Source organism: Promicromonospora sp. Populi (assembly GCF_041081105.1).
Lineage (GTDB): Bacteria > Actinomycetota > Actinomycetes > Actinomycetales > Cellulomonadaceae > Promicromonospora.
Window position 1 is genome coordinate 910,798 of the sequence record NZ_CP163528.1, and the last position, 26,998, is coordinate 937,795.

22 protein-coding genes, 1 pseudogene and 1 riboswitch are annotated in these 26,998 nt (G+C 72.2%); of the genes and pseudogenes, 20 read left to right on the top strand and 3 right to left on the bottom strand.

Features of this window, described 5'->3' with window-relative positions; all coding sequences use genetic code 11:
• Positions 1 to 7: 7 nt before the first annotated feature.
• The 3 genes and pseudogenes from carA to pyrF all read left to right on the top strand — a co-directional run bounded on the left by carA (position 8) and on the right by pyrF (position 5,755).
• Positions 8 to 1,350 (top strand): annotated as a pseudogene (carA, locus tag AB1046_RS04085) (glutamine-hydrolyzing carbamoyl-phosphate synthase small subunit).
• Positions 1,350 to 4,793 (top strand): carbamoyl-phosphate synthase large subunit, encoded by a 3,444-nt coding sequence (gene carB / locus AB1046_RS04090; protein ID WP_369372593.1) that lies wholly within the window; start codon positions 1,350 to 1,352, stop codon positions 4,791 to 4,793. The pseudogene carA and the gene carB overlap by 1 nt, the downstream one beginning before the upstream one ends.
• On the top strand, positions 4,790 to 5,755 hold the full coding sequence (pyrF, locus tag AB1046_RS04095) for an orotidine-5'-phosphate decarboxylase (protein ID WP_369372595.1): 966 nt from the start codon (positions 4,790 to 4,792) through the stop codon (positions 5,753 to 5,755). Before carB ends, pyrF begins: the two co-directional genes overlap by 4 nt.
• 5 nt (positions 5,756 to 5,760) lie before the next feature.
• Here the strand turns inward: pyrF and AB1046_RS04100 are convergent, their stop codons facing one another.
• Entirely contained in the window at positions 5,761 to 7,125 is a 1,365-nt protein-coding gene (locus AB1046_RS04100; protein WP_369372597.1) for an SGNH/GDSL hydrolase family protein, read from the bottom strand.
• Positions 7,126 to 7,533: 408 nt separating this feature from the next.
• Between AB1046_RS04100 and mihF the strand changes: the two genes are divergently transcribed.
• The 7 genes from mihF to AB1046_RS04135 all read left to right on the top strand — a co-directional run bounded on the left by mihF (position 7,534) and on the right by AB1046_RS04135 (position 14,798).
• Positions 7,534 to 7,845, top strand: coding sequence for an integration host factor, actinobacterial type (gene mihF / locus AB1046_RS04105; RefSeq protein WP_116675126.1), 312 nt, complete (start codon positions 7,534 to 7,536; stop codon positions 7,843 to 7,845).
• The gene (gene gmk, locus AB1046_RS04110) at positions 7,838 to 8,446 is read left to right on the top strand and encodes a guanylate kinase (RefSeq protein ID WP_369372599.1); all 609 of its coding nucleotides are present in this window, start codon (positions 7,838 to 7,840) and stop codon (positions 8,444 to 8,446) included. The genes mihF and gmk overlap by 8 nt, the downstream gene beginning before the upstream one ends.
• 111 nt (positions 8,447 to 8,557) lie before the next feature.
• Positions 8,558 to 8,893, top strand: a complete 336-nt coding sequence (rpoZ, locus tag AB1046_RS04115; protein WP_369372601.1) for a DNA-directed RNA polymerase subunit omega — start codon at positions 8,558 to 8,560, stop codon at positions 8,891 to 8,893.
• A 65-nt stretch (positions 8,894 to 8,958) separates the two neighbouring features.
• A complete protein-coding gene (locus AB1046_RS04120) occupies positions 8,959 to 10,281 on the top strand; it encodes a bifunctional phosphopantothenoylcysteine decarboxylase/phosphopantothenate synthase (protein WP_369372603.1) in 1,323 nt (440 codons plus the stop codon).
• 87 nt (positions 10,282 to 10,368) lie between these two features.
• A complete protein-coding gene (gene metK, locus AB1046_RS04125; RefSeq protein ID WP_369372605.1) occupies positions 10,369 to 11,559 on the top strand; it encodes a methionine adenosyltransferase in 1,191 nt (396 codons plus the stop codon).
• Between the two features lie 51 nt (positions 11,560 to 11,610).
• Positions 11,611 to 14,118, top strand: coding sequence for a primosomal protein N' (locus AB1046_RS04130; RefSeq protein ID WP_369372607.1), 2,508 nt, complete (start codon positions 11,611 to 11,613; stop codon positions 14,116 to 14,118).
• Positions 14,115 to 14,798 (top strand): HAD family hydrolase, encoded by a 684-nt coding sequence (locus AB1046_RS04135; RefSeq protein WP_369372609.1) that lies wholly within the window; start codon positions 14,115 to 14,117, stop codon positions 14,796 to 14,798. Before AB1046_RS04130 ends, AB1046_RS04135 begins: the two co-directional genes overlap by 4 nt.
• Before the next feature lie 54 nt (positions 14,799 to 14,852).
• Here the strand turns inward: AB1046_RS04135 and AB1046_RS04140 are convergent, their stop codons facing one another.
• Entirely contained in the window at positions 14,853 to 15,401 is a 549-nt protein-coding gene (locus AB1046_RS04140; RefSeq protein ID WP_369372611.1) for a hypothetical protein, read from the bottom strand.
• A 409-nt stretch (positions 15,402 to 15,810) separates the two neighbouring features.
• Here AB1046_RS04140 and fmt point away from each other — a divergent pair, with 409 nt between their 5' ends.
• Positions 15,811 to 16,833, top strand: a complete 1,023-nt coding sequence (fmt, locus tag AB1046_RS04145) for a methionyl-tRNA formyltransferase (protein WP_369372613.1) — start codon at positions 15,811 to 15,813, stop codon at positions 16,831 to 16,833.
• Positions 16,830 to 18,551 (top strand): RsmB/NOP family class I SAM-dependent RNA methyltransferase, encoded by a 1,722-nt coding sequence (locus AB1046_RS04150; protein ID WP_369372615.1) that lies wholly within the window; start codon positions 16,830 to 16,832, stop codon positions 18,549 to 18,551. Before fmt ends, AB1046_RS04150 begins: the two co-directional genes overlap by 4 nt.
• A 13-nt stretch (positions 18,552 to 18,564) precedes the next feature.
• On the opposite strand, the gene AB1046_RS04155 is transcribed toward AB1046_RS04150, so the two are convergent.
• Complete coding sequence (locus AB1046_RS04155) at positions 18,565 to 18,993, bottom strand: DUF1761 domain-containing protein (protein ID WP_369372617.1); 429 nt, start codon at positions 18,991 to 18,993, stop codon at positions 18,565 to 18,567.
• 80 nt (positions 18,994 to 19,073) lie between these two features.
• On the opposite strand from AB1046_RS04155, the gene rpe reads away from it, so the two are divergent.
• From rpe to ribH, 8 genes are all read left to right on the top strand, one after another.
• On the top strand, positions 19,074 to 19,736 hold the full coding sequence (gene rpe, locus AB1046_RS04160) for a ribulose-phosphate 3-epimerase (RefSeq protein WP_369372619.1): 663 nt from the start codon (positions 19,074 to 19,076) through the stop codon (positions 19,734 to 19,736).
• A gap of 166 nt (positions 19,737 to 19,902) precedes the next feature.
• Positions 19,903 to 21,348 carry a sensor histidine kinase gene (locus tag AB1046_RS04165; RefSeq protein WP_369372621.1) on the top strand — a complete coding sequence of 482 codons (1,446 nt, stop codon included), beginning with the start codon at positions 19,903 to 19,905 and terminating at the stop codon, positions 21,346 to 21,348.
• The gene (locus AB1046_RS04170; RefSeq protein WP_369372623.1) at positions 21,345 to 22,055 is read left to right on the top strand and encodes a response regulator; all 711 of its coding nucleotides are present in this window, start codon (positions 21,345 to 21,347) and stop codon (positions 22,053 to 22,055) included. The genes AB1046_RS04165 and AB1046_RS04170 overlap by 4 nt, the downstream gene beginning before the upstream one ends.
• 92 nt (positions 22,056 to 22,147) lie before the next feature.
• Positions 22,148 to 22,765, top strand: coding sequence for a DUF2306 domain-containing protein (locus AB1046_RS04175; protein WP_369372625.1), 618 nt, complete (start codon positions 22,148 to 22,150; stop codon positions 22,763 to 22,765).
• A gap of 140 nt (positions 22,766 to 22,905) precedes the next feature.
• Positions 22,906 to 23,037: riboswitch (FMN riboswitch) on the top strand.
• Positions 23,038 to 23,247: 210 nt separating this feature from the next.
• Entirely contained in the window at positions 23,248 to 24,360 is a 1,113-nt protein-coding gene (gene ribD, locus AB1046_RS04180) for a bifunctional diaminohydroxyphosphoribosylaminopyrimidine deaminase/5-amino-6-(5-phosphoribosylamino)uracil reductase RibD (protein WP_369375564.1), read from the top strand.
• Entirely contained in the window at positions 24,360 to 25,079 is a 720-nt protein-coding gene (locus tag AB1046_RS04185; RefSeq protein ID WP_369372627.1) for a riboflavin synthase, read from the top strand. The genes ribD and AB1046_RS04185 overlap by 1 nt, the downstream gene beginning before the upstream one ends.
• 94 nt (positions 25,080 to 25,173) lie before the next feature.
• Complete coding sequence (gene ribA / locus AB1046_RS04190) at positions 25,174 to 26,499, top strand: GTP cyclohydrolase II RibA (RefSeq protein ID WP_369372629.1); 1,326 nt, start codon at positions 25,174 to 25,176, stop codon at positions 26,497 to 26,499.
• Positions 26,496 to 26,987 carry a 6,7-dimethyl-8-ribityllumazine synthase gene (gene ribH / locus AB1046_RS04195; protein ID WP_369372631.1) on the top strand — a complete coding sequence of 164 codons (492 nt, stop codon included), beginning with the start codon at positions 26,496 to 26,498 and terminating at the stop codon, positions 26,985 to 26,987. Before ribA ends, ribH begins: the two co-directional genes overlap by 4 nt.
• The last annotated feature ends 11 nt before the right edge of the window (positions 26,988 to 26,998 follow it).

Here is a 26,998-nt window from a genome sequence, read left to right on the forward strand (position 1 = left end):
CGTCCCGATGACACCAGCAGCTCAGTCCGCTGCCCAGTCCGCAGCGCTCGTCCTGGAGGACGGCACCACCTACCGCGGCCGGTCGTACGGCGCCACCGGCACCACGTTCGGCGAGATCGTCTTCTCCACCGGCATGACCGGCTACCAGGAGACCCTGACGGACCCGTCCTACCACCGGCAGATCGTCGTCATGACGGCGCCGCACGTCGGCAACACCGGCGTGAACGACGAGGACCCGGAGTCGGACCAGATCTGGGTCTCCGGGTACGTGGTCCGCGACCCCGCGCGCCGCGTGTCGAGCTGGCGCGCCCAGCACTCGCTGGGCGAGGAGCTTGCCGGGCAGGGCATCGTCGGCATCTCCGACGTCGACACGCGCGCCCTGACCCGCCGCCTGCGCGAGGAGGGCGTGATGCGCGCCGGCATCTTCTCGGGTGACGACCTGGTCCGGGGCGGTTACCCCCGGCCCGTCGAGGAGCTCGTGGCAGAGGTGCAGGCGTCCCCGCAGATGGCGGGTGCCGACCTGGCCCGCGAGGTCTCGACCACCGAGGCCTACACGGTGGAGCCGGCGACGGTGAACCCTGCTGAGTACAGGGGCGAGCACGGGGGCGAGCACGGGGGCGAGCACGCAGGACGGACCCCCGTCGCCACGGTGGTCGCCGTCGACCTCGGCATCAAGACCATGACGCCGGTGCGCCTCGCCGAGCGCGGCGTGCGCGTCGTCGTCGTACCGCAGTCCTCGACGATCGAGGACATCGTTGCCGCCCTGCCCGACGACGGCACGCCCGGCGGCGTCTTCTTCTCCAACGGCCCCGGGGACCCGGGCGCGGCCAGCCACGAGGTCGAGCTGCTGCGCGCCGTCCTGGACCGCAAGATCCCGTTCTTCGGCATCTGCTTCGGCAACCAGCTCCTGGGTCGGGCCCTCGGCTACGGCACCTACAAGCTCGGCTACGGGCACCGGGGGATCAACCAGCCCGTGCTCGACCGCACCACGGCCAAGGTCGAGGTCACCGCGCACAACCACGGCTTCGCCGTGGACGCGCCCATCGTGGATGACGCCGGCGCCCCGCCGTCTCGCAGGCTCCGTACGACGACAGCAGGAACGACGGCGGCCGCTACGGCCGCGTCGTCGTCTCCCACGTCGGGCTGAACGACCAGGTCGTGGAGGGGCTGACCTGCCTCGACCTGCCCGCCTTCTCCGTGCAGTACCACCCGGAGGCCGCGGCAGGCCCGCACGACGCCGCCTACCTGTTCGACCGGTTCGTCGGCCTGCTGACCAACCCCGCGGCCTGGCCGCCTGCCCTCAAGTCTCAAATCAACACCGAGCCCGCAATCAACGAGGAGAACCACTGATGCCTCGCCGTACCGACATCTCCTCGGTCCTGGTCATCGGGTCCGGCCCGATCGTCATCGGGCAGGCCTGCGAGTTCGACTACTCCGGCACCCAGGCCTGCCGCGTGCTGAAGGAGGAGGGCCTGCGGGTCATCCTGGTCAACTCCAACCCGGCCACGATCATGACCGACCCGGAGTTCGCGGACGCCACCTACGTGGAGCCCATCACGACCGAGGTGCTGACCACGATCATCGCCAAGGAGCGCCCCGACGCGCTCCTGCCCACCCTGGGCGGCCAGACCGCGCTGAACGCCGCGATCTCGCTCGACGAGGCCGGGGTGCTCGAGAAGTACGGTGTCGAGCTCATCGGCGCCAACATCCCCGCCATCCAGAAGGGCGAGGACCGCCAGCAGTTCAAGGACGTCGTCGCCAAGTGCGGTGGCGAGTCGGCGCGGTCCGAGATCGTGCACACGATCGAGGATGCGCTGGGGGCCGCCGACATCCTGGGCTACCCCATGGTGGTACGCCCCTCGTTCACCATGGGCGGCCTCGGCTCCGGCCTCGCCTACGACGAGGACGACCTGCTCCGCATCGTCGGCCAGGGCCTGCAGTACTCGCCCACCACCGAGGTGCTCCTGGAGGAGTCCATCCTCGGGTGGAAGGAGTACGAGCTGGAGCTCATGCGCGACAAGAATGACAACGTCGTCGTCGTCTGCTCCATCGAGAACGTCGACCCCGTCGGCGTGCACACCGGCGACTCCGTCACCGTCGCCCCCGCAATGACGCTCACCGACCGCGAGTACCAGCGGCTGCGCGACATCGGCATCGCCGTGATCCGCGAGGTCGGCGTCGACACCGGCGGCTGCAACATCCAGTTCGCCATCGACCCGGCCGACGGGCGGATCATCGTCATCGAGATGAACCCCCGCGTGTCCCGCTCCTCGGCGCTGGCCTCCAAGGCCACCGGCTTCCCGATCGCGAAGATCGCCGCCAAGCTCGCCGTCGGCTACACGCTCGACGAGATCCCGAACGACATCACCAAGGTGACCCCGGCCAGCTTCGAGCCCTCGCTCGACTACGTCGTCGTCAAGGTCCCGCGGTTCGCGTTCGAGAAGTTCCCCGCCGCCGACGACACCCTGACCACCACCATGAAGTCCGTCGGCGAGGCCATGGCACTGGGCCGCAACTTCACCGAGGCGCTCGGCAAGGCCCTGCGCTCCATCGACAAGGGCGGCGTCACGTTCCACTGGGACGGCGAAGCGCCGTCGGGCGACGCGCTCGCGACGCTCCTGACGGAGATCGAGCGACCCACCGAAGGCCGCATGGTCGGCGTCCAGCAGGCACTACGCGCCATCGCCACCGGCGAGACCACCCTCGAACGCGTCTTCGACGCCACCAAGATCGACCCCTGGTTCCTCGACCAGATCCAGCTCGTCAACGAGGTCGCCGCCGACGTCGCCGCGTCACCCACCCTCACCGAGCACGTGCTGCGACACGCCAAGCGCCACGGCCTGTCCGACGTCCAGATCGCCCGCCTACGCGGTATGGGCCCCTCCGGCGAGGTCACCGTCCGCGAGATCCGCCACGCCTACGGCGTCCGCCCCGTCTACAAGACCGTCGACACCTGCGCCGCCGAGTTCGAGGCCAAGACCCCCTACCACTACTCCAGCTACGACTCCGAGACCGAGGTAGCACCCCGCGAACGCGAAGCGGTGATCATCCTCGGCTCCGGCCCCAACCGCATCGGCCAGGGCATCGAGTTCGACTACTCCTGCGTGCACGCCACCCTGGCGCTCGCGGACGAGAGCCTGGGCAAGCGGTACGAGACCGTCATGGTCAACTGCAACCCGGAGACGGTCTCCACGGACTACGACACGTCCGACCGCCTGTACTTCGAGCCGCTGACCTTCGAGGACGTGCTGGAGGTCTACCAGGCCGAGCTCGCGGCGGGTCCGGTCAAGGGCATCATCGTGCAGCTCGGCGGGCAGACGCCGCTGAGCCTCGCCCGCCGGCTGGCCGAGGCCGGCCTGCCGATCCTCGGCACCAGCCCCGAGGCGATCGACGCCGCCGAGGACCGCGGCCTGTTCGGCCAGGTCCTGCTGGACGCGGGCCTCCCGGCCCCGGCCTTCGGCACGGCCCGGTCGCTGGGCCAGGCGCGCGATGTCGCGGCCGGCATCGGCTACCCGGTGCTGGTGCGGCCCTCCTACGTGCTGGGCGGCCGCGGCATGGAGATCGTCTACAGCGAGGACCAGCTCACGGGGTACGTGGAGCGGGCCCTGGAGGCCGCGGCCGTGACGCACGCGGACTCGGGCGCTACGGGCACCCTGGCCGCCCCGCTGCTGATCGACCGGTTCCTCGACGACGCGATGGAGATCGACGTCGACGCCCTGTACGACGGCGAGGAGATGTTCCTCGGCGGTGTCATGGAGCACATCGAGGAGGCCGGCATCCACTCGGGCGACTCGGCGTGCGTAATGCCCCCGGTGTCGCTGAGCGAGACCGAGATCGCGCGCATCCGCCGCTCCACCGAGGCCATCGCCAAGGGTGTGGGGGTGCGGGGCCTGCTCAACGTCCAGTACGCGCTCGTGAGCGACGTCCTGTACGTCCTGGAGGCCAACCCCCGCGCATCGCGCACGGTGCCGTTCGTCTCCAAGGCGACGGGCACGCCGCTGGCCAAGGCCGCTGCGCGTGTCATGGTGGGGGAGTCGATCGCCGACCTGCGGGCGGCGGGTGTGCTCCCGGAGCACGACGGCGCCACGCTGGACCTGGGCGCGCCGCTCGCCGTCAAGGAGGCCGTGCTGCCGTTCAAGCGGTTCCGCACCCGCGAGGGCCTGGTCGTCGACTCGGTGCTCGGCCCGGAGATGCGGTCCACGGGCGAGGTCATGGGCTTCGACAAGGACTTCCCGCACGCGTTCGCCAAGTCGCAGGCCGCGGCGTTCGGCGGGCTGCCGACGTCGGGCACGGTGTTCGTCTCCGTGGCCGACAGCGACAAGCGGCACGTCGTCTTCCCGGTCAAGCGCCTGGTGGAGCTCGGGTTCAAGGTCCTCGCCACGGCCGGCACGGCGAACGTGCTGCGCCGCAACGGCATCGAGGCCACGGTGGTGCGCAAGCACACCCAGGGCCGCGGGCCGGACGGCGAGCTCACGGTCGTGGGGCTCATCACCGAGGGCAAGATCGACCTCGTGGTGAACTCGCCCTCGGGGCAGGGCGCCCGCGCGGACGGCTACGAGATCCGGGCGGCCACGACAGCGGCCGACAAGCCGATAGCGACGACGGTGGACCAGCTCGCCGCCGCGGTGCAGGGCATCGAGGCGGTGCTGGCGGGGCCGTTCGAGGTGGCGAGCCTGCAGGAGCACATGGCGGCGACGGCGGTCCGGCGGGCCTCGGCCGCGCTGGTGGGTCGGCTGCCGGGCGCAGCACTGGGCGGAGCACCGGATGGTGCGCTGGACGGGGCGCGCGTATGAGCGACGTCGTGCTCTCCGGCCGGGTGCCGTTCGGCGCGCGGCTCGCCGCGGCGATGGACACGCACGGCCCGCTCTGCGTGGGCATCGATCCGCACGCGTCGCTCCTGCGGGCCTGGGGACTGAACGACGACGTCGACGGCCTGCGCGAGTTCTCGCTGCGGGTGGTGGACGCGCTCGGGGGCAAGGTCGCGGCGTTCAAGCCGCAGTCGGCGTTCTTCGAGCGGCACGGGTCGCGGGGTCTCGCTGTGCTGGAGGAGGTCATCGCGGCGGCGCGGGCTGCCGGATCGGGCGGCTCTGGATCGGGCACTGCGGGCTCGGGCACGCTGACGATCGTGGACGCCAAGCGCGGCGACATCGGGTCCACGATGGGCGCCTACGCCGAGGCGTTCCTCGCGGACGGCTCGCCCCTGGCCGGGGACGCCCTGACGGTGTCGCCGTACCTCGGGTTCGGCTCGCTGGAGCCTGCCGTCGAGCTCGCCGCGGCGACCGGCCGCGGACTGTTCGTGCTGTGCCTGACCTCCAACAAGGAGGGCTTCGAGGTGCAGCACGCGCGCACCGCGGGCGCCGAGGGTGCTGGCGGCACCGCAGGAGCCGCAGGAGCTACCGGAGCTACCGGAGCTACCGGAGTCACGGTCGCCGCCCTCATGGCGGCGCGCGCCGCGGTGCTCAATGCTGGCGCGGAGCCCATGGGCTCCGTGGGGCTGGTCGTGGGCGCGACCATCGGCGACGCCGTCGGCGCGACGGGGACCGACCTCGTGGCCGTGAACGGCCCCCTGCTGGCCCCCGGCGTGGGCGCTCAGGGCGCGGGGGAGCGAGAGCTCGCCACGACGTTCGGGGCCGCTCGGCGCAACGTGCTCGCGTCGTCGTCCAGGGCCGTGCTCGCCGCCGGACCGGACCCGGACGCGCTGGTGCGCGCAGCGGCCGCGGCCGCGCTGGAGGCGCGGGCGGCGCTGCGCGGCTGACCCGGTCAACCGTTGGCGGACACCAGCTCGCTCTCCGACTCGGTGACCGCGCTCCCGGCTTCGTACGGGTCCGCGCCGAGCCAGGACAGGTCGACGGCCCCGGCCATCGCTGCCAGCCCGGCCTCGCCCGGATGGAGGTGGTCGCCGGTGTCGTAGGCCGGCAGCATGCGCTGGGGATCCTCGGGGTCGCGGATCGTCTCGTCGAAGTCGACCACCTCGTCGATCTCGCTGCTGGTGCGGATCCAGTCGTTGACCGCCTGCCGGGTGGCCTCCTGCTCGGGGCTGTAGCTGCGCCAGCCCTTGAACGGCGTGATGGTGCCGCCGATCACCGTCAGGCCCGCGGCCCGGGAGTCGCGTGCGATCTGCGTCAGGCCCGCGATGATCTGGTTGGCGTCGAGCTGGTGCGGGTCCTGCTGGATGTCGTTGATGCCCAGCAGGATGATCACGCTGGTGGCGCCGGCCCGCTGCAGGACGTCACGGTCGAGCCGTTCGGTGGCGCGCACGCCGGAGCCGTCGAGCAGCACGCGGTTCCCGCTGATGCCGGCGTTCATGACGCCGATCCGGCTGAGGCTGCCACCCTCCGCACGCAGCCGCGCGGCGAGCACGTCCGGGTAGCGGAGGTTCATGTCCTGACGCGACCCCACACCGTCGGTGATCGAGTCGCCGAGCGTGACCACCGCGCCGGGGCTCTTCCGGCTGGGTTGGACGTCCACCTCGGTCACGTAGTGCAGGGCGGTGGTGGTCGAGGTCAGGGCGCTCCCGTCCACGCTGGCGGCGTGGTCCGCACCGTCCGTTGCGTAGTACGACGTCGCGAGGCCCACGGCGTGGTAGGTGACCGGCCCGGAGGGCTCTGGCGTGAAGGTCGTGACGAAGAGGTCGGCGGCGGCTGCGAGGCGCAGCGGGATCGGATCGCTGTAGATCTCCGCACCGGCCGGGATGGTGACCGCTCTGCGGCCGTCGAAGGTGACGTGGCGCAGGGTGCCCTGCGCGACGGCGGCCGACCCGGGCGCCCGCTGGACGCCGACAGTGGTGTGCTCCACCAGGACCGGCGCGGTGCCGAACGCGTTGGACAGCTTCACCCGGACCCGATCGCCCCCGACGCTGGTGTGCACGAGGTTGCGGATCGTGTAGCCGGCGTACCCGTCGGTGCTGGTGCCGCCGTTGGCGGCCGCCGCCCAGGTACCGACCCAGGCTGAGCGTCCGGCGGGCTGCTGGGCCGACGCTTCCTCGGCCGCGGGCGGGGGTGCGGCCGAGGCGGCGGGCGGGTCGGCCAGCCCGCCGACGGCGAGCGCGGCAGAGACGGTGAGCACTGCGGTGAACGTTGCGGTGAGCGAGGCGAGACGGTTCGTGAGTCTGAAGCTTCGGGGCACCCTGCACTCCTCTGGCCGTGACATCGTTGTCAGTCGTTGGACGTTACGGTGAGGTCAGATCCGGCGTCAATGGTCTGGTCGTGCTGGTGAGCGGGACAGGAGCGGTGTCCCGTGAAGACGCGAAGACGGCTCGTGAGGATGAAACTTGCGCGGAGGACAAAGCGCCCTCGATCCATAGGGATCGAGGGCGCTTTCATGTGGAATGTGCTAAATGCGTTAAACCGCATGTGCATGAGTTTTCACGAAGTGGCGTTCTGCGATTGCCGACCACTGAGGCGGTGGCTACTTTCGATGCAGCAGTTCACACCAGACCGGTCGCGGACCTGGTCACGGACTTGGGCATCGGGCCCGAGCGAGGGCCGGCCGTCCGAGCCAGGAGGCCGGTCGAGACACGAGTAGGTGACTTGCGTGGCACTACCTCCCCTCACACCCGAGCAGCGTGCGGCAGCACTCGAGAAGGCCGCAGAGGCGCGACGCGCTCGGGCGGTGATCAAGAACAAGCTCAAGTACTCGCAGGGCTCCCTCAAGGAGGTCATCGAGCAGGGCCAGAAGGACGACGTGGTGGGCAAACTCAAGGTCGTCTCGTTGCTCGAGTCGCTGCCGGGGGTCGGTAAGGTTAAGGCCAGGGCGATCATGGAAGAGATCGGGATCGCCGAGACCCGTCGCGTCCGAGGCCTCGGACCGCATCAGTCCGCGGCGCTCATCGAGAGGTTTGGCTGAGATCAGTACGTCACAACTCGCACGGCTGACCGTGCTCGCAGGTCCCACTGCGGTGGGCAAGGGCACGGTCTCCGCCGATGTGCGAGACCGTTATCCGCAAGTCTGGCTCTCCGTGTCGGCGACCACCCGGTCGCCACGCCCGGGCGAGGTGGACGGAGTGCACTACCTGTTTGTGTCACCCGAGGAGTTCGACCGGATGGTTGCCGCCGGCGAGATGCTCGAGTGGGCAGTGGTGCACGGTCGCAACCGGTACGGGACGCCGCGGCGTCCCGTCGAGCAAAAGCTCGAAGCCGGGGTTCCCGTCCTCCTGGAGATAGACCTCCAGGGTGCACGCCAGGTGCGTGCGGCGGTAACGACCTCGGGCCTGGAGGCCCGGTTCGTCTTCCTCGCCCCGCCGAGCTTCGACGAGCTGGTCCGCCGGCTCGTCGGACGCGGTACCGAGGACTCCGAGGAGCGTGAGCGCCGGCTCACTACGGCGCGGGTAGAGCTCGCGGCCGAGGCTGAGTTCGACGTCACCATCGTGAACGACAACGTGCACCGCGCCACGGACGAGCTCGTCTCCGTGATGGGTGTGGCCTCGCACACACCCGTCGCCCGCTAGCACGGGCGTTTCGCCCGACGCCTCCTCTCGCCCGACGCAGCAGAGCGATCGAGCAGGTAGACTCTTCCTTCGGACTTTCCCCCGTCACCTTAAGACTTCTGGAGCTTCATCATGGCCGGAACCGTCGCCGCCCCCGAGGGCATCACCGACCCGCCGATCGACGAGCTGCTGGAGCGTATCGACTCGAAGTACGGCCTCGTGCTGTACGCGTCCATGCGTGCCCGGCAGATCAACGCCTACTACTCGCAGCTCAACGAGGGCCTGCTGGAGAACGTGGGTCCGCTCGTCGAGACCCGCAACCAGGAGAAGCCCCTCTCCATCGCGATGCGCGAGATCACGCAGGGCCTGCTGACGATCGAAGAGGTCGACCCGGCCGAGGTCCAGGCGCAGGCCGACGCCGCTGCTGCTGCCAAGGCCGAGCGGCCGCTGCCCGAGTTCCCGGCCTGACCGGCGCTCGTCAGACGACTGCTGATCAGACGACTGCACAGACGATTCGGTAGAGGTCACCACCGATGAGGATCCTCCTCGGCGTCTCCGGTGGGATCGCCGCGTACAAGGCGGTGCTCCTGCTGCGCCTGCTGCGCGAGCAGGGGCACGCCGTGCGCGTGATCCCCACCCGGGCCGCCCTGGAGTTCGTCGGTGCGCCCACCTTCGAGGCGCTCTCGGGTGAGCCGGTCAGCACCGAGGTGTTCGACGACGTCCCGGGTGTCCAGCACGTAGCGCTCGGCAAGGGCGCCGACCTCGTGATCGTCGCCCCGGCCACCGCCGACTTCATGGCGCGCGCCGTCGCCGGCCTCGCTGACGACCTGCTGACCACCACGCTCCTGGCCGCCCGCTGTCCGGTGGTGTTCGCCCCGGCGATGCACACCGAGATGTGGGACCACCCCGCGACGCGGGCCAACGTGGCCACCCTCCGCGAGCGTGGTGTGCACGTGATCGAGCCCGCCTCGGGTCGCCTGACCGGCGTCGACACCGGCCCTGGCCGGTTGCCCGAACCCGAGGACATCGCGCGTGAGGCGCTGGCTCTCGTCGAGCCCGGAGCGACCCGCGCGGCACCCCGCGCCGAGGCCCAGGCGCTGCGCCAGGAGCTGCCCGGTGAACCGGCCACAGACTTGGCTCAAGACCTGCCCCAGGACCTCGCCGGCCGCCGTGTCGTGGTCTCCGCGGGCGGTACCCGGGAGCCCATCGACCCGGTGCGGTTCATCGGCAACCGGTCCAGCGGCCGGCAGGGTGTCGCCCTGGCGCAGGCGGCCGCCGAGCGGGGCGCGGAGGTGACCCTGGTGGCGGCAAACCTGGCCCAGGACGTGACCGACCAGGTCGAGGCCGGGCGGGTCGCTGCCGGCTTGCGCGCGTGCGCCGTCGTCCGGGTCGAGTCGACTGCCGAGCTGCGCGAGGCGGTGCGGTCCGCCGGTGCGGACGCGGACGTCGTGGTGATGGCCGCGGCGGTGGCGGACTTCCGTCCCGTCTCCGCGCCCGACGCCAAGATCAAGAAGGTCCCAGGCCAGGGGCCCGCGCCGATCGTGCTCGCGGAGAACCCGGACATCCTCGCGGAGCTCGCCCATGAGCGGCTGCGCCCGGGCCAGGTGGTGGTCGGTTTCGCCGCCGAGACCGGAGACGCCGACGGCAGCGTCCTGGACCACGGCCGCACGAAGGCGCGGCGCAAGGGCGCCGACCTGATCGCGGTGAACGCCGTCGGAGGCGGGCGCGGTTTCGGTACCGACAGCAACGAGGTCACGCTCCTGGACGGGGCCGGCGACGTCGTCGGGCAGGCGACCGGCTCCAAGCGCGAGGTGGCGGACGCCGTCTGGGACGCCGTCGTCAAGCTGCTGCCGTGAGTCCGTCTGTGAGTACGACGCCGTCGTGATCGCTGTCTCACCTTTCAGGATCGACTGTTCGCTGTGCGAGACCGTAGGCTGGGAACCATGAGCGAGCTGCGTCTGTTCACGTCCGAGTCCGTGACCGAGGGTCATCCGGACAAGGTCTGTGATCAGATCAGCGACGCGATCCTCGACGCGCTGCTGGAACAGGACCCGACGTCGCGCGTGGCGGTGGAGACCATGGTCACCACCGGCCTCGTCCACGTTGCCGGCGAGGTCAGCACCGAGGCGTACGTCGAGATCCCGCAGATCGTGCGGGAGGTGGTGCGGGGGATCGGCTACACGTCCTCGGCCATCGGGTTCGACGCCGACTCGTGCGGTGTGTCCGTCTCGATCGGCCAGCAGTCGCCCGACATCGCGCAGGGCGTCGACAAGGCCCTGGAGATGCGCGACGACACGAGCGACCTCGACCCCCTGGACCACCAGGGCGCGGGCGACCAGGGGCTGATGTTCGGCTACGCGACGGACGAGACGCCCTCGCTCATGCCGGTGGCCGGCTGGCTGGCGCACCGCCTGGCGGAGCGGCTCGCGGCGGTGCGCAAGTCGGGCGAGCTGCTGGGCCTGCGCCCCGACGGCAAGACCCAGGTCACTGTCGGGTACGACGGCGACCGTCCCGTCGCCGTCGACACGGTGGTGCTCTCCACGCAGCACGACGCCGACGTCGAGCAGCACAAGCTGCACGTCGCGGTCGCCGAGACCGTGATCGCACCCGTGCTGGAGACCGCTGGCCTGGAGTGGTCCGGCGCGAAGCAGTACGTGAACCCGACGGGCAAGTTCGTCATCGGCGGACCGCAGGGTGACGCCGGCCTGACGGGCCGCAAGATCATCGTCGACACCTATGGCGGTATGGCCCGGCACGGCGGCGGGGCGTTCTCGGGCAAGGACCCGTCCAAGGTGGACCGGTCCGCGGCGTACGCGATGCGCTGGGTGGCCAAGAACGTGGTCGCAGCGGGGCTCGCGCGGCGCTGCGAGGCGCAGGTGGCCTACGCCATCGGCAAGGCGCACCCCGTGGGCCTCTACGTCGAGACGTTCGGCACCGAGACCGTGCCCGTGGAGCGGATCACCGCGGCCATCCGCGACGTGTTCGACCTGCGCCCGGCCGCCATCGTGCGTGACCTAGACCTGCTGCGACCCATCTACCGGGCCACGTCGACGTACGGGCACTTCGGCCGGGACCTGCCCAACTTCACGTGGGAGCGCACGGACCGCGTCGAGGACCTGCTGAGCCTGTTCTGAGTTTCTTCGCACGTGCCTCGGGATGTCGGTGGCGCGTGATGGGATAGGGACGTGAACGGGGACACGGAGCAGGACACGCTGCCGGACGGCGCGCTGCTCGGGCTGGACGAGGTGGGCGGCGCGCCCGTGCGTGGCCGCGGCAAGGCCCAGTCCGGGTCCCAGTCTCAGAAGGCTGGTCGGGACCCGCTCGACAAGGCCGAGACCAACGGCATTCCGATCGCCGAGACGCTGCCTGTGGCGCACGTGGTGCTCGACCTGCAGCCCGCGCACCTCGACCACCCGTACGACTACCTGGTGCCGGTCAGCATGGCCGACGACGCCCAGCCGGGCGTACGCATCAAGGCCCGGTTCGGGCGGCAGGAGGTCGCCGGTTACGTCGTCGCACGCCAGGAGACCTCGGACCACGACGGGCGGCTGGTGCCGCTGCGACGTGTGGTGTCCGGCGAGCAGGTGCTGACGCCGCAGGTCCTGGCTCTGTGCCGGGCTGTGGCCGACCGGTACGCCGGGACCCTCGCCGACGTCCTGCGCCTGGCGCTGCCGCCGCGGCACGCGCGCGTGGAGAAGGAAACAGAGAAGGGAGCGGGGCAGGAAGCGGGGCAGGAAGCGGGAAAGGAACCTGAGGAGGAGCCTTCAGCCGGGGCAGTGGTTGAGCCGCCGACGGAGCCGTCGGTCGCGTCCGTGGTGCCCGATTCGGTCGGGGCCCTGGGCCGAGCGCCGCACCTCGACGCTCCGGCTGCCGCTTCTGCCCCTCCTGCCGCTCCGGCCAATCAGCCGTCCGCGTGGGCGCCGTATCGCGGGGGCGAGGCGTACCTGCGGCGGATCCTGGCGGGCGAGGCGCCGCGGGCCGTGTGGTCGGCGCTGCCGGGCGTGGGCGTCGACTCCGGTAGTGCGCGGGCTGGTACTGCGCGGGCTGGTACTGCGCCGGCTGGCACCGTGCAGGCTGGCACCGCACGGGAAGGTGCCGCGTCAACTGGTGCCGGCACCCCGCACTGGGCCGCAGCCGTCGCGCAGGCCGTGCGGGCCTGCACGGCGGGCGGGCGGGGGGCGCTCGTCGTCCTGCCCGACGCCAGGGACGTCGCGCGGGTGACCGCCGCGCTGGAGGAGGCAGGGCTCGGGGCAGGGACTGGCGCCGGCGACGTCGTTCGGTTGCTCGCCGACGACGGTCCGGCGCCTCGGTACCGTGCCTTCCTGCGGGCGCTGCGCGGCGCCGCGCGCGTGGTGGTCGGGACGCGGGCCGCGATGTTCGCCCCGGTCGCGGACCTGGGGCTGGTGGTTCTGTGGGGTGACGGCGAGGAGACGCTGGCCGAGCCGCACGCGCCGTACCCGCACGCCCGGGACGTGCTCGCGCTGCGTGCGGAGCAGGAGGGCGCGGCGTTCCTGCTGGGCTCGCCGGGTCGCACCGTGCAGGCGCAGGCGCTGTTGGCTTCGGGCTGGGCGCGCGAGCTGGCTGCGCCCAGGGACGTTGTGCGTGCGCGCGCGCCGCGGGTCCGGGCGCTGACGTCCGTGGAGCTCGCGCGCGACGGCGCGGCGGCCGCGGCCCGGCTGCCGTCCGCCGCCTGGCGGGCCGCTCGGGAAGCCCTGGAGCGCGGGCCGGTGCTGGTCCAGGTGCCGCGGTCCGGCTACCTGCCCGTGGTGGCGTGCTCACGCTGCCGTGTGGCGGCCCGCTGCGGCCACTGCCACGGCCCGCTGGGGCTGCCGCACGCGGACGGCGCCCCGCAGTGCACGTGGTGCGGGCGGCTCGCGGGTGGGTGGCGGTGCGCGGAGTGCGGCTGGACCGGTCTGCGGTCGGTCCGCGTCGGCTCGGCCCGCACGGCGGAGGAGCTGGGCCGCGCGTTCACGGGTGTGCCGGTGCGGCTGTCGTCGGCGTCCGCCCCGGGTGGGGTGCTCGACTCTGTGCCAGGCACGCCCGCGCTCGTCGTCGCGACCCCCGGTGCGGAGCCGGTCGCCGAGTCTGGGTATGCGATCGCGCTCCTGCTCGACGCCGCCGTGATGACCGGCGGCACCGGCCTGGCCTCCGGCACGGAGGCGCTGCACCGTTGGCTGGCCGCCGCCTCGTTGGTCCGGCCCGGGCCGGAGGGCCAGGTGCTGCTTGTCGGCGACGGCGCCCCTGGGCCTACTCAGGCGCTGGTCCGCTGGGATCCGGCCGGGTTCGCGGGGCGCGAGCTCGACGAGCGGGCCGAGCTGCACCTGCCGCCCGCCGTACGGGTTGCCGCGGTGACGGGGGACCGGACGGCGGTCGAGGCCGTCGTCGGCCGGGTCGGGCTGGGTGACGACCCGGGAACGGGCTCGGGTGTGCTGGGGCCGGTCGAGGTCGACCCGGACGCCTCGGGGCCCGGATCCCGGGGTGCTGGGGCTCGGGCGGCTGCCGGGGCTGGCAGCAGGGGCGGTGGCGCCGGCGTAGTACTGGCGCTGGACCTGCCCGTGCGGACCGTGCTGCGGGTACCGCTCACCCAGGGCGACGAGCTCGCCCGTAGGCTCAAGGCGAGCCTTGCCGTGCGCTCCGCACGCCGCGAGGGCGGGACCGTCCGAGTGCAGCTCGACCCGAAGGAGATGCTTTGAGTGCCAGCCCTGTGACCAGGCCCGCGACCGCGTCCGAAGAGGCAGCGTCTGAAGAGACCGCCGTGACCAACCCGGGGATCGACACCGTCGTGTACGACTTCGGCAACGTGCTGATCGGCTGGGATCCGTTCGGCCCGTACCCGGACCGGCCGCGGGCCGACGTCGAGGCGTTCTACGAGGCCGTGGACTTCGACACGATCAACCACGCCGCCGACGCCGGGACCCCGTACTCCGTGCTGCTCGAACGTGTGGCCCGGACGCACCCGGACCTCGTCGACGACCTGCGCCACTACGTGGAGCACTTCGAGATGTCGCTGACGGGGCCGGTGGAGGGGTCGGCGGAGCTCGTGGCCGAGCTGAAGGGCCTCGGGCTGCGGCTGTACGGGCTGACGAACTGGCAGGCCGAGACGTTCTACGCCGCCGAGCCCGTGGCGCCCGCGATCGGGCTGATGGACGACATCATCGTGTCCGGCCGTGAAGGCATGGCCAAGCCGGACCGGCGCATGTTCGAGCTGGTCGTGGAGCGGTTCGGGGTCGACCCGGCCCGCGCGGTGTTCGTGGACGACAAGGCCGTCAACGTGGACGCGGCGCGCCACGTCGGCTTCCACGGCGTGGTGTTCACGAGCACCGCTGCGCTGCGCAAGGAGCTGCGCGGACTCGGGATACCGGTCACCGAGTAGAAGGCTCGGGTGCCTGGTGCACGTTGCGTGGTCGACGTTGCTTGATGGGCGCGGTCAGTCGGCGGGGATGTCGATCGTCCGTTCCTCCGTGGCCGCTGCCCGCAGCTCGTCGAGCGTGCTCGCGTCGATCTCCGGGTGGGCGTTGCCGAGGTTGTCCGCGACGATCGCTTCGACGACGGGCCAGGTGACCGCGCCGTCGTCGTGCACATCGCCCAGGAACGCACTGTCGAACACGATGACCCACTCGGGCGGCGGCCAGGGCTCGGGACCCACGTGGTTCAGGAACAGCGCGACGTCGTCCAGCGCGAGCAGCTCCTCGGCCACCCGGTCCGGGTCCGCCGACCAGTCGATACTGATGTGCACCAGGATCGTCGCGCCCTCGAGCATCGTCAGGTCGCCCTGCGAGTCGACGACCTCATCGACCTCGAACGTCAGGTCGATCATCTCCAGGCTCGGATCGTCCGGCTCGCCGGCCTCCCAGTCGATGAACCGCCCGACGGCGGCGAGCTCGGAGGCATGCATGCCACCGGTGTATGTCACCGACGGCAGGGCATCCGTGATCGTCTCCGGGTACCAGGCGTAGTCGGTAGTGGGCGCGGGCATCGCGAGCACCTCGGCAAAGCCACCGCCACCGCCACCGCCACCGCTACTGCTACTGCTACTGCTACTGCTACTGCTACCGCTACTGCTACCGCTACTGCTACTGCTACCGCTACTGCTACTGCTACTGCTACCGCCACTGCCACCTGGGTCGGCCGTACCTGGGCCGGCGCACGCCGTCAGCAGGACGGTGGAGAACACCGCGGAGAACAGGCCGACGATCGGCGGGGAGAACATGGTCCGGCGCATCTCGGTCCTCCGACCGGTAGAGAACTGCTACATCGTCGCTGCCACGCCTTCTGACACGGCCTCGATTGGATCTTCCCCCTTGCCTCCACTCTGTGCCGAGCGCCACTGCGCTTGCACACCACCCGACAACACGTCCTGGAGCCGCCGAACCTAGACTGACCAGGTGCGTCTTCTCTTCGCAGGAACCCCCGAACCCGCCGTCGCCTCCCTGGAGGCCCTGATCGCCTCGCGCCACGAGGTCGTCGCCGTCCTCACACGCGCAGACGCGCCGTCGGGCCGCGGCCGCAAGCTCACACCCAGCCCCGTGCGCGCCCGCGCAGAGGAAGCCGGGATACCGGTCATCACCGACGTCCCACGCGGCGACGAGTTCATCACCAGACTGCGCGAGCTCGAGATCGACGCCGCCCCCGTAGTCGCATACGGCCACATCCTGCGACCCGCCGTCCTCGCCGTACCCCGCCACGGCTGGATCAACCTGCACTTCTCCGTACTGCCCGCCTGGCGCGGCGCCGCACCCGTGCAACGCGCCGTCATCGCCGGCGACCAGGTCACCGGCGCCACCACCTTCCTCCTCGACGAAGGCATGGACACCGGCCCCGTGCTCGGCACCGCCACCGAGACCATCCGCCCCACCGACACCACCGGCGACCTCCTCGGCCGCCTCGCAATCTCCGGCGCCGAGCTCCTCGTCGCCACCCTCGACGCCCTCGAGGACGGCACCATCCAGCCCCAGCCCCAGCCCACCGACGGCATCTCGCTGGCCCCCAAGCTCACCACCGACGACGCCCGCGTGACCTGGACCGACCCGGCGCTCGCGGTCGACCGGCAGGTGCGGGGCTGCACGCCCGCGCCGGGGGCGTGGACCACGCTGCCGGGGTTCGACGCCGACAGCAGCGCCCGCCTCGGCCTCGGCCCGGTCTCGCCGCGGCCAGAGATCACCGACCTGACGGCAGGCGAGGTGCGTGCGCTCAAGCACGAGGTCCTGGTCGGGACGGCGACGCACGCCGTCGCGCTCGGGGAGGTGCGGCCCGTCGGCAAGAAGGCGATGCCCGCACCGGACTGGGCCCGCGGCGCCGGCCGCGCGCTTGTCGAGGCCGGCCTCGTGCTCGGGGCGAGCCCGGCGTCACCGCCCGCGACGGCGGCCCCGCCCGCGTCCTCGACGAGCACGGCGCAGGTGTCGGCATGAGCGGGTACGACGGCGACCGTGGTTCGGCAGGCGGTGACGGTTCGGTAGGCGGTGGCTCGGCGGGCGGCGGCGCGCGTGATGGTGGCGCGCGTGACGACAGCCGGGGCTTCGACCCCCGGCGCAACGACTCCGGCCGCCAGCGCTCGGCGTCCCGGTCTAGGGGCGACCGGTCCCGCACCTCGCAGGCTCCCTCGGAGCGGCGCAAACGCACCGACCCGGCGCGGATGGCTGCCTTCGACGTGCTGCGCGAGGTCGACGAGGCGGACGCATACGCGAACCTGGTGCTGCCCCCGCTCCTGCGTGAGCGGCACATCCGCGGTCGCGACGCCGGCTTTGCGACCGAGCTCGCCTACGGCACCCTGCGCCTGCGCGGCCGGTACGACGCGATCCTGGCGACGTGCGTGGACCGGCCCCTGCCCGGGCTGGACGCGGCGCTGCTGGACGTCCTGCGCCTCGGCGCCCACCAGCTCCTCGGGATGCGCGTGCCCGTGCACGCGGCGGTCTCCGAGACGGTCGGCCTCGCGCGCAACCGGGTCGGCGCCGGCCCTGCGCAGATGGTGAACGCTGTGCTGCGCCGCGTGTCGGAGCGGCCGCTGGAGGAGTGGCTGGCCGTGCTCGAGAAGGAGGCGCCGGACGCCCTGACGGGCCTCGCCGCCACGGAGTCGCACCCGCTGTGGATCGCCCGCGCGATGCGCGAGGCGCTGGCCGGCAACGGGCGGAGCGTGGACGAGATCGGCGAGCTGCTGGCCGCGGACAACGTCGCGCCACGCGTCACCCTGGTCGCGCGGCCGGGCTTGGTCGATGCGTCCGACGACGACGCCTGGGGCGACGTCGACCTCGTTGCCGGCCGGTGGGCGCCTACCGCACTGCGGCTGGAGGGTACGGACCCGGGGGCGATCCCCGCGGTGCGGGACGGCCTGGCGGGAGTGCAGGACGAGGGCTCGCAGCTCGTCACGCTTGCTCTGGCGGGCGCGCCGCTCGTGGGCGGGCTGGTCGGGGATGGTTCGGCCGCTGCGGACGAGACAGAACGTGCGGACGGTGCAGCGGATGCAGGCGGTGCCGCGGGTGCTGGCGGTGGGGCGGGTGCTGGCGGTGGGGCGGGCAGGGACGTGCGCTGGCTCGACCTGTGTGCGGGCCCCGGCGGCAAGGCAGCGCTGCTGGGAGCGCTGGCCGCCCAGCGTGGCGCGCGGCTGGTCGCCAACGAGGTGGCGCCGCACCGTGCCCGCCTCGTGGCCAACGCCCTGGCCGCACTGCCCGACTGCGCGGTCGAGGAGGTGCGCACCGGCGACGGCCGGGACATCGGCACCGAGGAGCCGGGGGCGTACGACCGGGTCCTCGTCGACGCGCCGTGCACCGGGCTGGGGGCACTCCGACGTCGGCCCGAGAGCCGGTGGCGGCGGACGCCGTCGGACCTCGCTGCCCTCACCTCGCTGCAGCGAGAGCTGCTCGCCTCGGCACTGGACGCCGTCCGGCCCGGGGGAGTGGTGGCCTACGTGACCTGCTCGCCGCACCTTGCCGAGACACAGCTAGTGGTCACCGACGTACTGAAGAAGCGCACGGACGTCGAGCGGCTCGACACGCCGGCCGTGGTGCGCTCGGTGGTGCGGGCCGGTGCAGGGGACGAGATCCCGCTGGCGGACCGTGACGACGTGCAGCTCTGGCCGCACGTCCACGGCACGGACGCGATGCACCTGACCCTGCTGCGCCGGACGGTCTGAGCCGGGGGCTTGGTCAGACGCCCGCCGGCGGCCACACCCCGATGATCACGGCCATGACCAGGATCGTGACCAGCTCGTGCGCCAGGTTCAGGGTGGTGAGCGCGGGCGGGCGGCCCTCGAAGGCGTCGTGCGTGATCATGCGCGCCGCCGTGAATCCGATCCAGAGCAGGACGGCCGTGACGACGGCAGCCGTGAAGAAGGCGCCCTGGTAGAACTCCCACGCGATGTAGACGGAGCCCGCCAGCACCCAGGACGTCAGGAAGCTGACGATGACCGTCGTGACGATGGGCCAGATCCCGGCCGCCTCGGCGGCCTTCGGGTCGACCTTCGCCAGGCGCATCCAGCGGGTGCCGAACACCTTGGGCGTGTACCAGATCGAGCCCACCACCAGCGTGGACAGGGTGGCCACGACCACTGCCCAGTAGTTCACCTCGGGGATCATCTTTGCTCCCGGTCCGTTGGGCGTGCGCGGTTCGGCGGTGCGAAGGAGTTTCAGCGGGAATCGCGCCCTAGGCTGGCATCATGGCAGCACTCATCGCCCCCAGCATCCTTTCGGCGGACTTCGCGAACCTCGAGCGGGACCTCGGCCGGATCGCCGACGCGGACTACGCGCACGTCGACGTCATGGACAACCACTTCGTGCCGAACCTGACGCTGGGGCTGCCGGTGTTCGAGCGCCTCGCCAAGGTGTCTCCGATTCCGCTGGACGCGCACCTGATGATCGAGAACCCCGACCTCTGGGCGCCCGCGTTCGCCGAGGCGGGGGCGGCGTCGGTCACGTTCCATGCGGAGGCCGCGCAAGCGCCCGTCCGCCTGGCTCGGGAGCTGCGGAAGCTCGGTTCGCGGGCGGGCATCGCGCTGCGGCCGGCCACCCCCGTGGAGCCCTACCTGGACCTGCTGACGGAGATCGACATGATCCTCGTGATGACCGTCGAGCCGGGGTTCGGCGGGCAGTCGTTCATCGAGGGCACGCTGCCCAAGATCCGGCGCGCCCGGGAGGCCGTGAGCGAGTCCGGCCTCGACGTCTGGATCCAGGTCGACGGGGGAGTGTCTCGCGAGACGATCGAGCGCGCGGCCGAAGCCGGGGCGAACGTCTTCGTCGCGGGCTCCGCGGTGTTCGGGGCCGAGGACATCCCGGCCGAGATCGCGGCGCTCCGCGAGCTGGCGGCCAAGCACATCCACTGACGGGGTGGGCCGACGCCGGCCTGGTGCTTGCACGGTGAATGTTGGCGGATAGCTGCTCGGTGTCAGGCGACGCTTTCCACAACGATTAATAGTGTGCCAAGCGCGGTTCGACAAACTCGTACCTTTGGCCGATACGGTCGCCAGACCAGCCCCATAGTCTGGGGCCGTGCCCTCAGACCGACCCGTTCCAAGCCGCCGGACGCCGCTCGCCCGAGCGCGCCACGCCTGGTCCGCGGCCTGGGACGAGCCGCCGCCCGCCGATCCGCCGGTGCGCGTATGGCGGGACTCGGCACTGGTTGGGGTGCTGGTCCCGGCCCTGGTGATCGAGGGTCTGCTGCGGCCTGAGCTGCCGTGGCGCTGGCTGCAGGTGGCCGCGGCACTGGTCCTGGTGCCGACGCTGCTCTGGCGTCGGACGCACCCGTTGTTTCCCGTGGTGGCCACGACGGTGGTGTCGACTGCCCTGATGCTGGTCATGGGCAACGACGGCGACCTGATCACGGCGGTTTACGGCGCCGTCCTGGTCTACGCGCTGTTCAGGTGGGGGAGTGGGCGGCAGGCCCTGATCGGGGCTGGGCTGCTCGTCGGGGGGCTTGGCTTGACGTGGGCACTGGGACACGCCACGAGTGCTGACACGATCGGTGGGGCGTCGGTCGTCGCGATGCTCGCCGCGACGGGGCTGGCGGTCCGCTTCCGGTCTACGGCCCGGGAGCGTGCGCTCACGCAGGCGCGGGCCCAGGAGCGGGAGCGCATCGCCAGAGACATGCACGACGTCGTGGGACACCACGTCTCGGGCATCGCCGTGCGGGCCCAGGCCGGCCTCGCCCAGGCCGAGGCGCTACGGCGCGGTCTTGGCGGCGAGCACGGCCGAGACGACGGCGGCACTGGGGACGACGGCGACGGCGGGGACCGCTTGGCGAGCCTCGACGACGACCCGTTGGTGGCGGCGCTCCGGGTCATCGAGGCCGAGGCAAGGAACACCCTCGTCGAGATGCGTGCCCTGGTCCGCACGCTGCGCGAGGACGAGCAGGGCCCGGACGGTGCGGCGCGAGTGCGCGTCTTTATCTCGCCCGCCAGCGCTGCTGCCAGAAACATAGCCAGCGGCGGCACCAGCGCCGATGACGGCATTGGCAATGGCACCGGCGAGCTCGGCCCGCGGGCCGCCGACGTCGTCCGGCTGGCCGCCGGGCCGCCCTCTCCCGTGATCGTCACGGTCCGAGGTGAGGTCGGGAGCGTCCGGGACGACGTCGGTGCGGCGGCCTACCGCATCGCGCAGGAGTCGGTCACCAACGCGCGCCGTCATGCACGCGGGCTGACGCGGATCGATGTCGGCCTCACGGTCGCCGGGGGAGCCCTCCGGCTGCGCGTCTGCGACGACGGGGAGCCGCTGACCGAGCCGTTCGTGCCGGGCAACGGGATCGCCGGGATGCGGGCCCGCGCCCAAGAGCTGGACGGTGACCTCACCGTCGGTCCAGAGCTGCCGGAGCAGCTAGGGCAGTCAGGGCGGCGGGGCCTTGCGGAGCAGCCCGTGCAGCCGGACCTGGTAGAGCGACCGGACGTCGCGGGCGGCTGGGTCGTCGAAGCAGCCCTCCCACTGGCGGGCAGGCGCCCATGACCGGTCCGACACCCAGTCCAAGGCAGGAAGACCCGGCGGCCCGCGCCCTGACGGTGCTGGTCGCCGACGACCAGGAGATCGTGCGCACCGGGCTCAGCATGATCCTCGGGGTCCAGGACGGGATCGAGGTTGTCGGCGAGGTGGCCGACGGCGCCGCCGCCGTCGAGCTCGCCCAGCGGCTGCGTCCCGACGTCTGCCTGTTCGACATCCGGATGCCCGTCATCGACGGTATCGAGGCGACCCGGATGCTGGCCGGCCCAGGGGTCGCCGACCCGCTCGCCGTCGTCGTCATCACGACGTTCGACCTGGACGAGTACGTCTATGCGGCGCTGCGCGCGGGCGCACGGGGGTTCCTGCTGAAGGACGCCGGGCCGGCACTCCTGGCCCAGGCTGTGCGCGCCGCCGCGAACGGCGATGCCCTCATCGCGCCGAGTGTGACGACACGTCTGCTCAGGGCCTTCGCTGACGTCGGACCGGCGGCGCCGCCCACACAGCCGCTCGACCCGTTGACGGCGCGCGAGGAAGAGGTGCTCCGGGCCGTCGCGCGCGGTCGGACCAACACCGAGATCGCGCACGAGCTGTTCGTCACCCTGAGCACGGTCAAGTCGCACGTCGCGAACCTGATGACGAAGGTCGGCGCGCGCAACCGCGTCGAGGTCGCGCTCTGGGCCTACGACACCGGGCGCGTGCGGACCGGGCCCTCCTGACCTGGCTCGGTCGCACAGCTCGTACTTTCGGCCGGACGATTCCCGTCCACGGGCCCATGACCAGCCCGCATGCCGCCGGGCACGCTCGACCCATGACAACTTCCCAGCTGATGACCAAGCCCGCCGGCCGCCGCGAGTGGCTCGTACCGGCGGGGCTCCTCCTCCTGGCGGCCGTCCCGGCCCTTGCCGGCTCCGTGCGGCTCACCGAGCTGGCCTCCGATCCCGTGGTCACCGCGGACAACGCGCGCTTCGTGACCCAGCCGCTGCCCGTTGTCGTGCACATCATCTGCGTGACGACGTACAGCATGCTCGGCGCGTTCCAGTTCGTACCGAGCCTGCGCCGACGGCGCTGGCACCGGCTGGCCGGACGTGTCCTCGCGCCGGCGGGCCTCGGTGTCGCACTGTCGGGCCTCTGGATGACGGCGTTCTACGACCTGCCGGCCCACGACAACATGGTCGTCAACGGGGCGCGCTACGTAGTCGGCACCGCCATGGCCGCGTCGATAGCCCTGGGTGTGCGGGCGGCGCTGCGCCGCGACTTCGTGAACCACCCGGCCTGGATGATGCGGGCCTACGCGCTGGCCATGGGCGCCGGGACACAGGCGCTGCTGCTCGGACCGTACACGGTGATCGTCGGCAGTATGGGCACCGTGGCCTACACGACCGGGATGGTGCGTGGGTCATCAACGTGGCCTTCGCCGAGTGGCTGATCCGACGGCGCAGGACGGGTCGCGGGACGGGTCGCGGGACGGGAGGAACGGCTCGGCGCACGGGGTGAGGCAGGGTGTGACGCAGGCCATGTCGGCGTCCCGCATGCCATATGGCATGCTGACGAGCAGCAGTACGCACACACGTGCTCCGGGGTCGGTGTAATTCCGAGCCGGCGGTTATAGTCCGCGACCCGTACGTCCGCAAGGACGGCCGGTTGACCTGGTGGAACTCCAGGACCGACGGTGAAAGTCCGGATGGGAGGAGCCACGTGCGGCGCCGTGCGTCCCCTGGACGTGCGGTGCCGTGACGTCGTATGCGCGGGCAGGGCCGGTGACGGTCACGTCCGTGCACCCGTCGTCCACCCCCGGAGCGCCGAAGCTCGGGGGAGGACCGCATGACCCAGGCATCGCACGACCGCGCTGCGGCGTACGCGGGACCACGCACCGGCACGCCCGCCGGACCGCGCGCGCTTGAGAGCGCCATGCGCCGCGCGCTGAGCCTCGCCGCGCATGGTCCCGCGTACGGGCCCAACCCCCGCGTCGGGTGCGTGCTCCTGGATTCCGACGGACGCACGGTCGCCGAGGGCTTCCATCGCGGTGCGGGCACGCCGCACGCGGAGGCGGCGGCCCTGGCCGACGCTCGTTCGCGCGACATCGACCTGCGAGGCACGACGGCGGTGGTGACGCTCGAACCGTGCGCCCACCACGGCCGTACTGGGCCGTGTGCCGACGCCCTGATCGAGGCTGGCATCGCCGTCGTGCACGTGGCCGTGCCCGACCCGAACCCGCTGGCGACGGGCGGCGCGGACCGGCTCCAGGCCGCCGGGATCGAGGTGACCACCGGCCTGCTCGCCGACGAGGGCGAAGACCTGCTGCGGCCGTGGCTGCACGCGATCCGCACCGGCCGCCCGTATGTGACCCTGAAGCTCGCGACCAGCCTCGACGGCCGGGTGGCGGCAGCCGACGGCACGAGCCGCTGGATCACCGGTCCTCAGGCCAGGGCCCACGCCCACACGATCCGCGCCCAGGTTGACGCCATCGCCGTCGGCTCGGGGACCGCCCTGATCGACGACCCGTCCCTGACCGCGCGCACGGCGGACGGCGGCCTCTTCGAGCACCAGCCGCTCCGGGTGGTGCTCGGCCGCCGCACGGTGCCCGACGACGCCCGCCTGCGCGGGCCCGGCGGACCCCTGTTGCACCTGCCGGAGCGTGACCTCGACGTCGTGCTGCGGGAGCTCGGCGAGCGAGAAGTGCGACACGTGCTCGTGGAGGGCGGCCCGACCCTGGCGACCGCACTGCTGGCCGCCGACGCCGTCGACGAGCTCCACGCGTACATCGCGCCGGTGCTGCTCGGCGCGGGCGCCACCGCCGTCGGCGACCTGGGCGTCACGACCATCGGCGAGGCGGCTCGGTTCGCCACCCAGGACGTGACCCGGCTGGGCGACGACGTGCTCCTGATCGCACGCCGCGCCGGGCTTGCCCGCGCGAGCACGGACCAGCCTGATGCGGGCCGGACCGGCGTCGACCGGCCCGTACCGCAGCAGCCCAGTAGCAGTTCGACCAGCACCAACCAGTCACACCAGAAGGAGATCTGATGTTCACCGGAATCGTTGAGGAGCTCGGCTCCGTCGTCGCGCTCGACCGGCCTGGCGGCACCGGCACCGGCCTTGAGGCGGGGACCGCGCCCGACGCGGTACTGACGGTCGCGGGCCCGCTCGCGACGTCGGACGCCCGCCCCGGCGACTCGATTGCCGTCGACGGCGTCTGCCTCACAGTCACGGCGGTGCTGCCCGGGGACGGGGACGGCGGCGCTGCGTTCGTGGCCGAGGTGATGCCCGAGACCCTGCGCCGCACCTCGCTCGGTGCCCTCGTGCCGGGCGCGGCGGTCAACCTGGAGCGCGCCCTTCCGGCGAACGGCCGGCTCGGCGGGCACGTGGTCCAGGGGCACGTCGACGGCGTCGCGACGCTGGTGGGCCGCACGCCTGGACCGCGCTGGGACGATCTCGAGTTCTCCGCGCCCGCCGCCCTGACCCGGTACGTCGCGGAGAAGGGCTCCATCGCGCTGGCGGGGGTCTCGCTCACCGTGACCTGGGTGTCGGACGACGGCTTTGGCGTGTCGCTCATCCCGACCACGCTCGCCGCGACGACGCTGGGCCGGCTGGTCCCGGGCGACGTCGTCAACGTCGAGGTGGACGTGCTCGCGAAGTACGTGGAGCGGCTCCTGGCGACGACCGGGACGAGCGGCAGGGACGCCGAGGGCGCTACGGCTGCGGCGGCTGCGGCGAGCGATCTGACGACGGGAGTTGCCCGATGAGTGCGGTGCGCATCGATAGCTCGGTAGACCCGGGGGCGATCAACACGGATCTGGTGGAGCGCGCGTTCGCCGAGCTCGCCGCCGGCCCGTCCTGGTGGCCGACGACGCCGGCCGGGAGAACGAGGTCGACGTTGTCCTGGCCGCGAGCACTGCTACGGCCGAGTGGGTGGCGTGGACGGTGCGGCACTCGTCGGGGTACCTGTGCGCGCCGATGCCCGCACACCGCGCGGACGCGCTGGAGCTGCCGCTGATGGTGGAGCGCAGCGAGGACTCGCGGAAGACGGCGTACACGGTGTCGGTGGATGCGGTCGGCGTGACGACGGGGATCTCGGCGGCCGAACGGGCACTGACGCTGCGGGTGCTGGGTGACCCGGCATCGGGCGCGCGGGACCTGATCCGGCCGGGGCACGTGCTGCCGTTGCGGGCCCGGCCCGGTGGGGTGCTGGAGCGTGCGGGGCACACCGAGGCGGCGGTGGATCTGGTCCGGCTCGCGGGCGGCGCGGGCCGGGGGACCGGTAGTGAGCTGGGCGAGGTGGGGGCGATCGCCGAGCTCGTCCGGGACGACGGTGCGGTGATGCGGCTGCCCGAGGCGCAGGCCCTGGCTGAGGAGGCGGGCCTCGTGGTGCTGACGGTTGCGGACCTGGTGGCCTGGCGGCAGGTGCACGACCCGGTGCTGTCGCATGGCGAGCCCGGCGTCGTTGCCGAGTCTCGAGCTCGGGTGCATCGGGTGGGGGAGGCGTCGCTCCCGACGAGGTACGGGGACTTCCGCGTGGTTGCGTATCGGGACCTGCGTTCGGGTGCGGAGCACCTGGCACTGACGCCGGTGCAGACCGGGCCGGTGCTGGCCGGTTCAGCGCGGGGTTCGCTGGTGCGGGTGCACTCGGAGTGCCTGACGGGCGACGGGCTGGGCTCGCTGCGGTGTGACTGCGGTCCGCAGCTGGAGGCGTCGTTGCGGGCAGTGGCTGCTGAGGGTGGCGCGGTGGTGTACCTGCGGGGCCACGAGGGCCGGGGGATCGGGCTGGCCGCCAAGGTCCAGGCATACGCCCTGCAGGACGCCGGCCTTGACACCGTGGAGGCGAACGTGGAGCTCGGGCTGCCGGTGGACGCGCGGGAGTACGGCGCGGCGTCGGCGATCCTGGCGGATCTTGGCCTCGACGGCGTGACCCTGCTGACGAACAACCCGGAGAAGGTGGCCGGCCTGCGGGAGGCGGGCACAGACGTCGTCGGGCAGCGGGGGCTCGCGGTGGGGCGTGGGGTGCACAACCACCGCTATCTGGAGACGAAGCGGCTGGTGCTGGGGCACCGGCTCGACCTGCTCGACATCGGCGAGCTGGACCAGGAGACAGGCCAAGAGATGAACCAAGACATGAACCAGGACATGAACCAGCAGCTGAACCAAGACGAAGGAGCGTGCGCATGAGCGGCGCCGGAGCACCGAGCGTGCTGGTGGACGGTACGGGCCTGCGGGTCGTCGTGATCGCGGCGAGCTGGCACGAGCAGGTGATGGACGGGCTGCTGGCCGGTGCGCGCCGGGCGCTGCGGGCGTCGGGTGCCCAGTGGACGGAGGTGCGGGTGCCGGGTTCGTTCGAGCTGCCGGTGGCCGCGGCTCGTGCGGCCGGGATCGGCGGGGGTGTGGCGGCGGACGCCGTCGTCGCGCTCGGGGTGGTGATCCGCGGCGGCACGCCGCACTTCGAGTACGTGTGCTCGGCGGCGACGCAGGGGCTGACGGACGTGAGCGTGCGGACCGGGGTCCCGGTCGGTTTCGGGGTGCTGACGTGCGACGACGAGGCGCAGGCGCTGGACCGGGCCGGGTTGGACGGGTCCAGCGAGGACAAGGGCGCGGAGGCGGTCGAGGCCGCGATCGCGACCGCGTTGACGCTGCGCGAGCTCGTGCCGACCGCCGTCTGACCGCTCTCCTG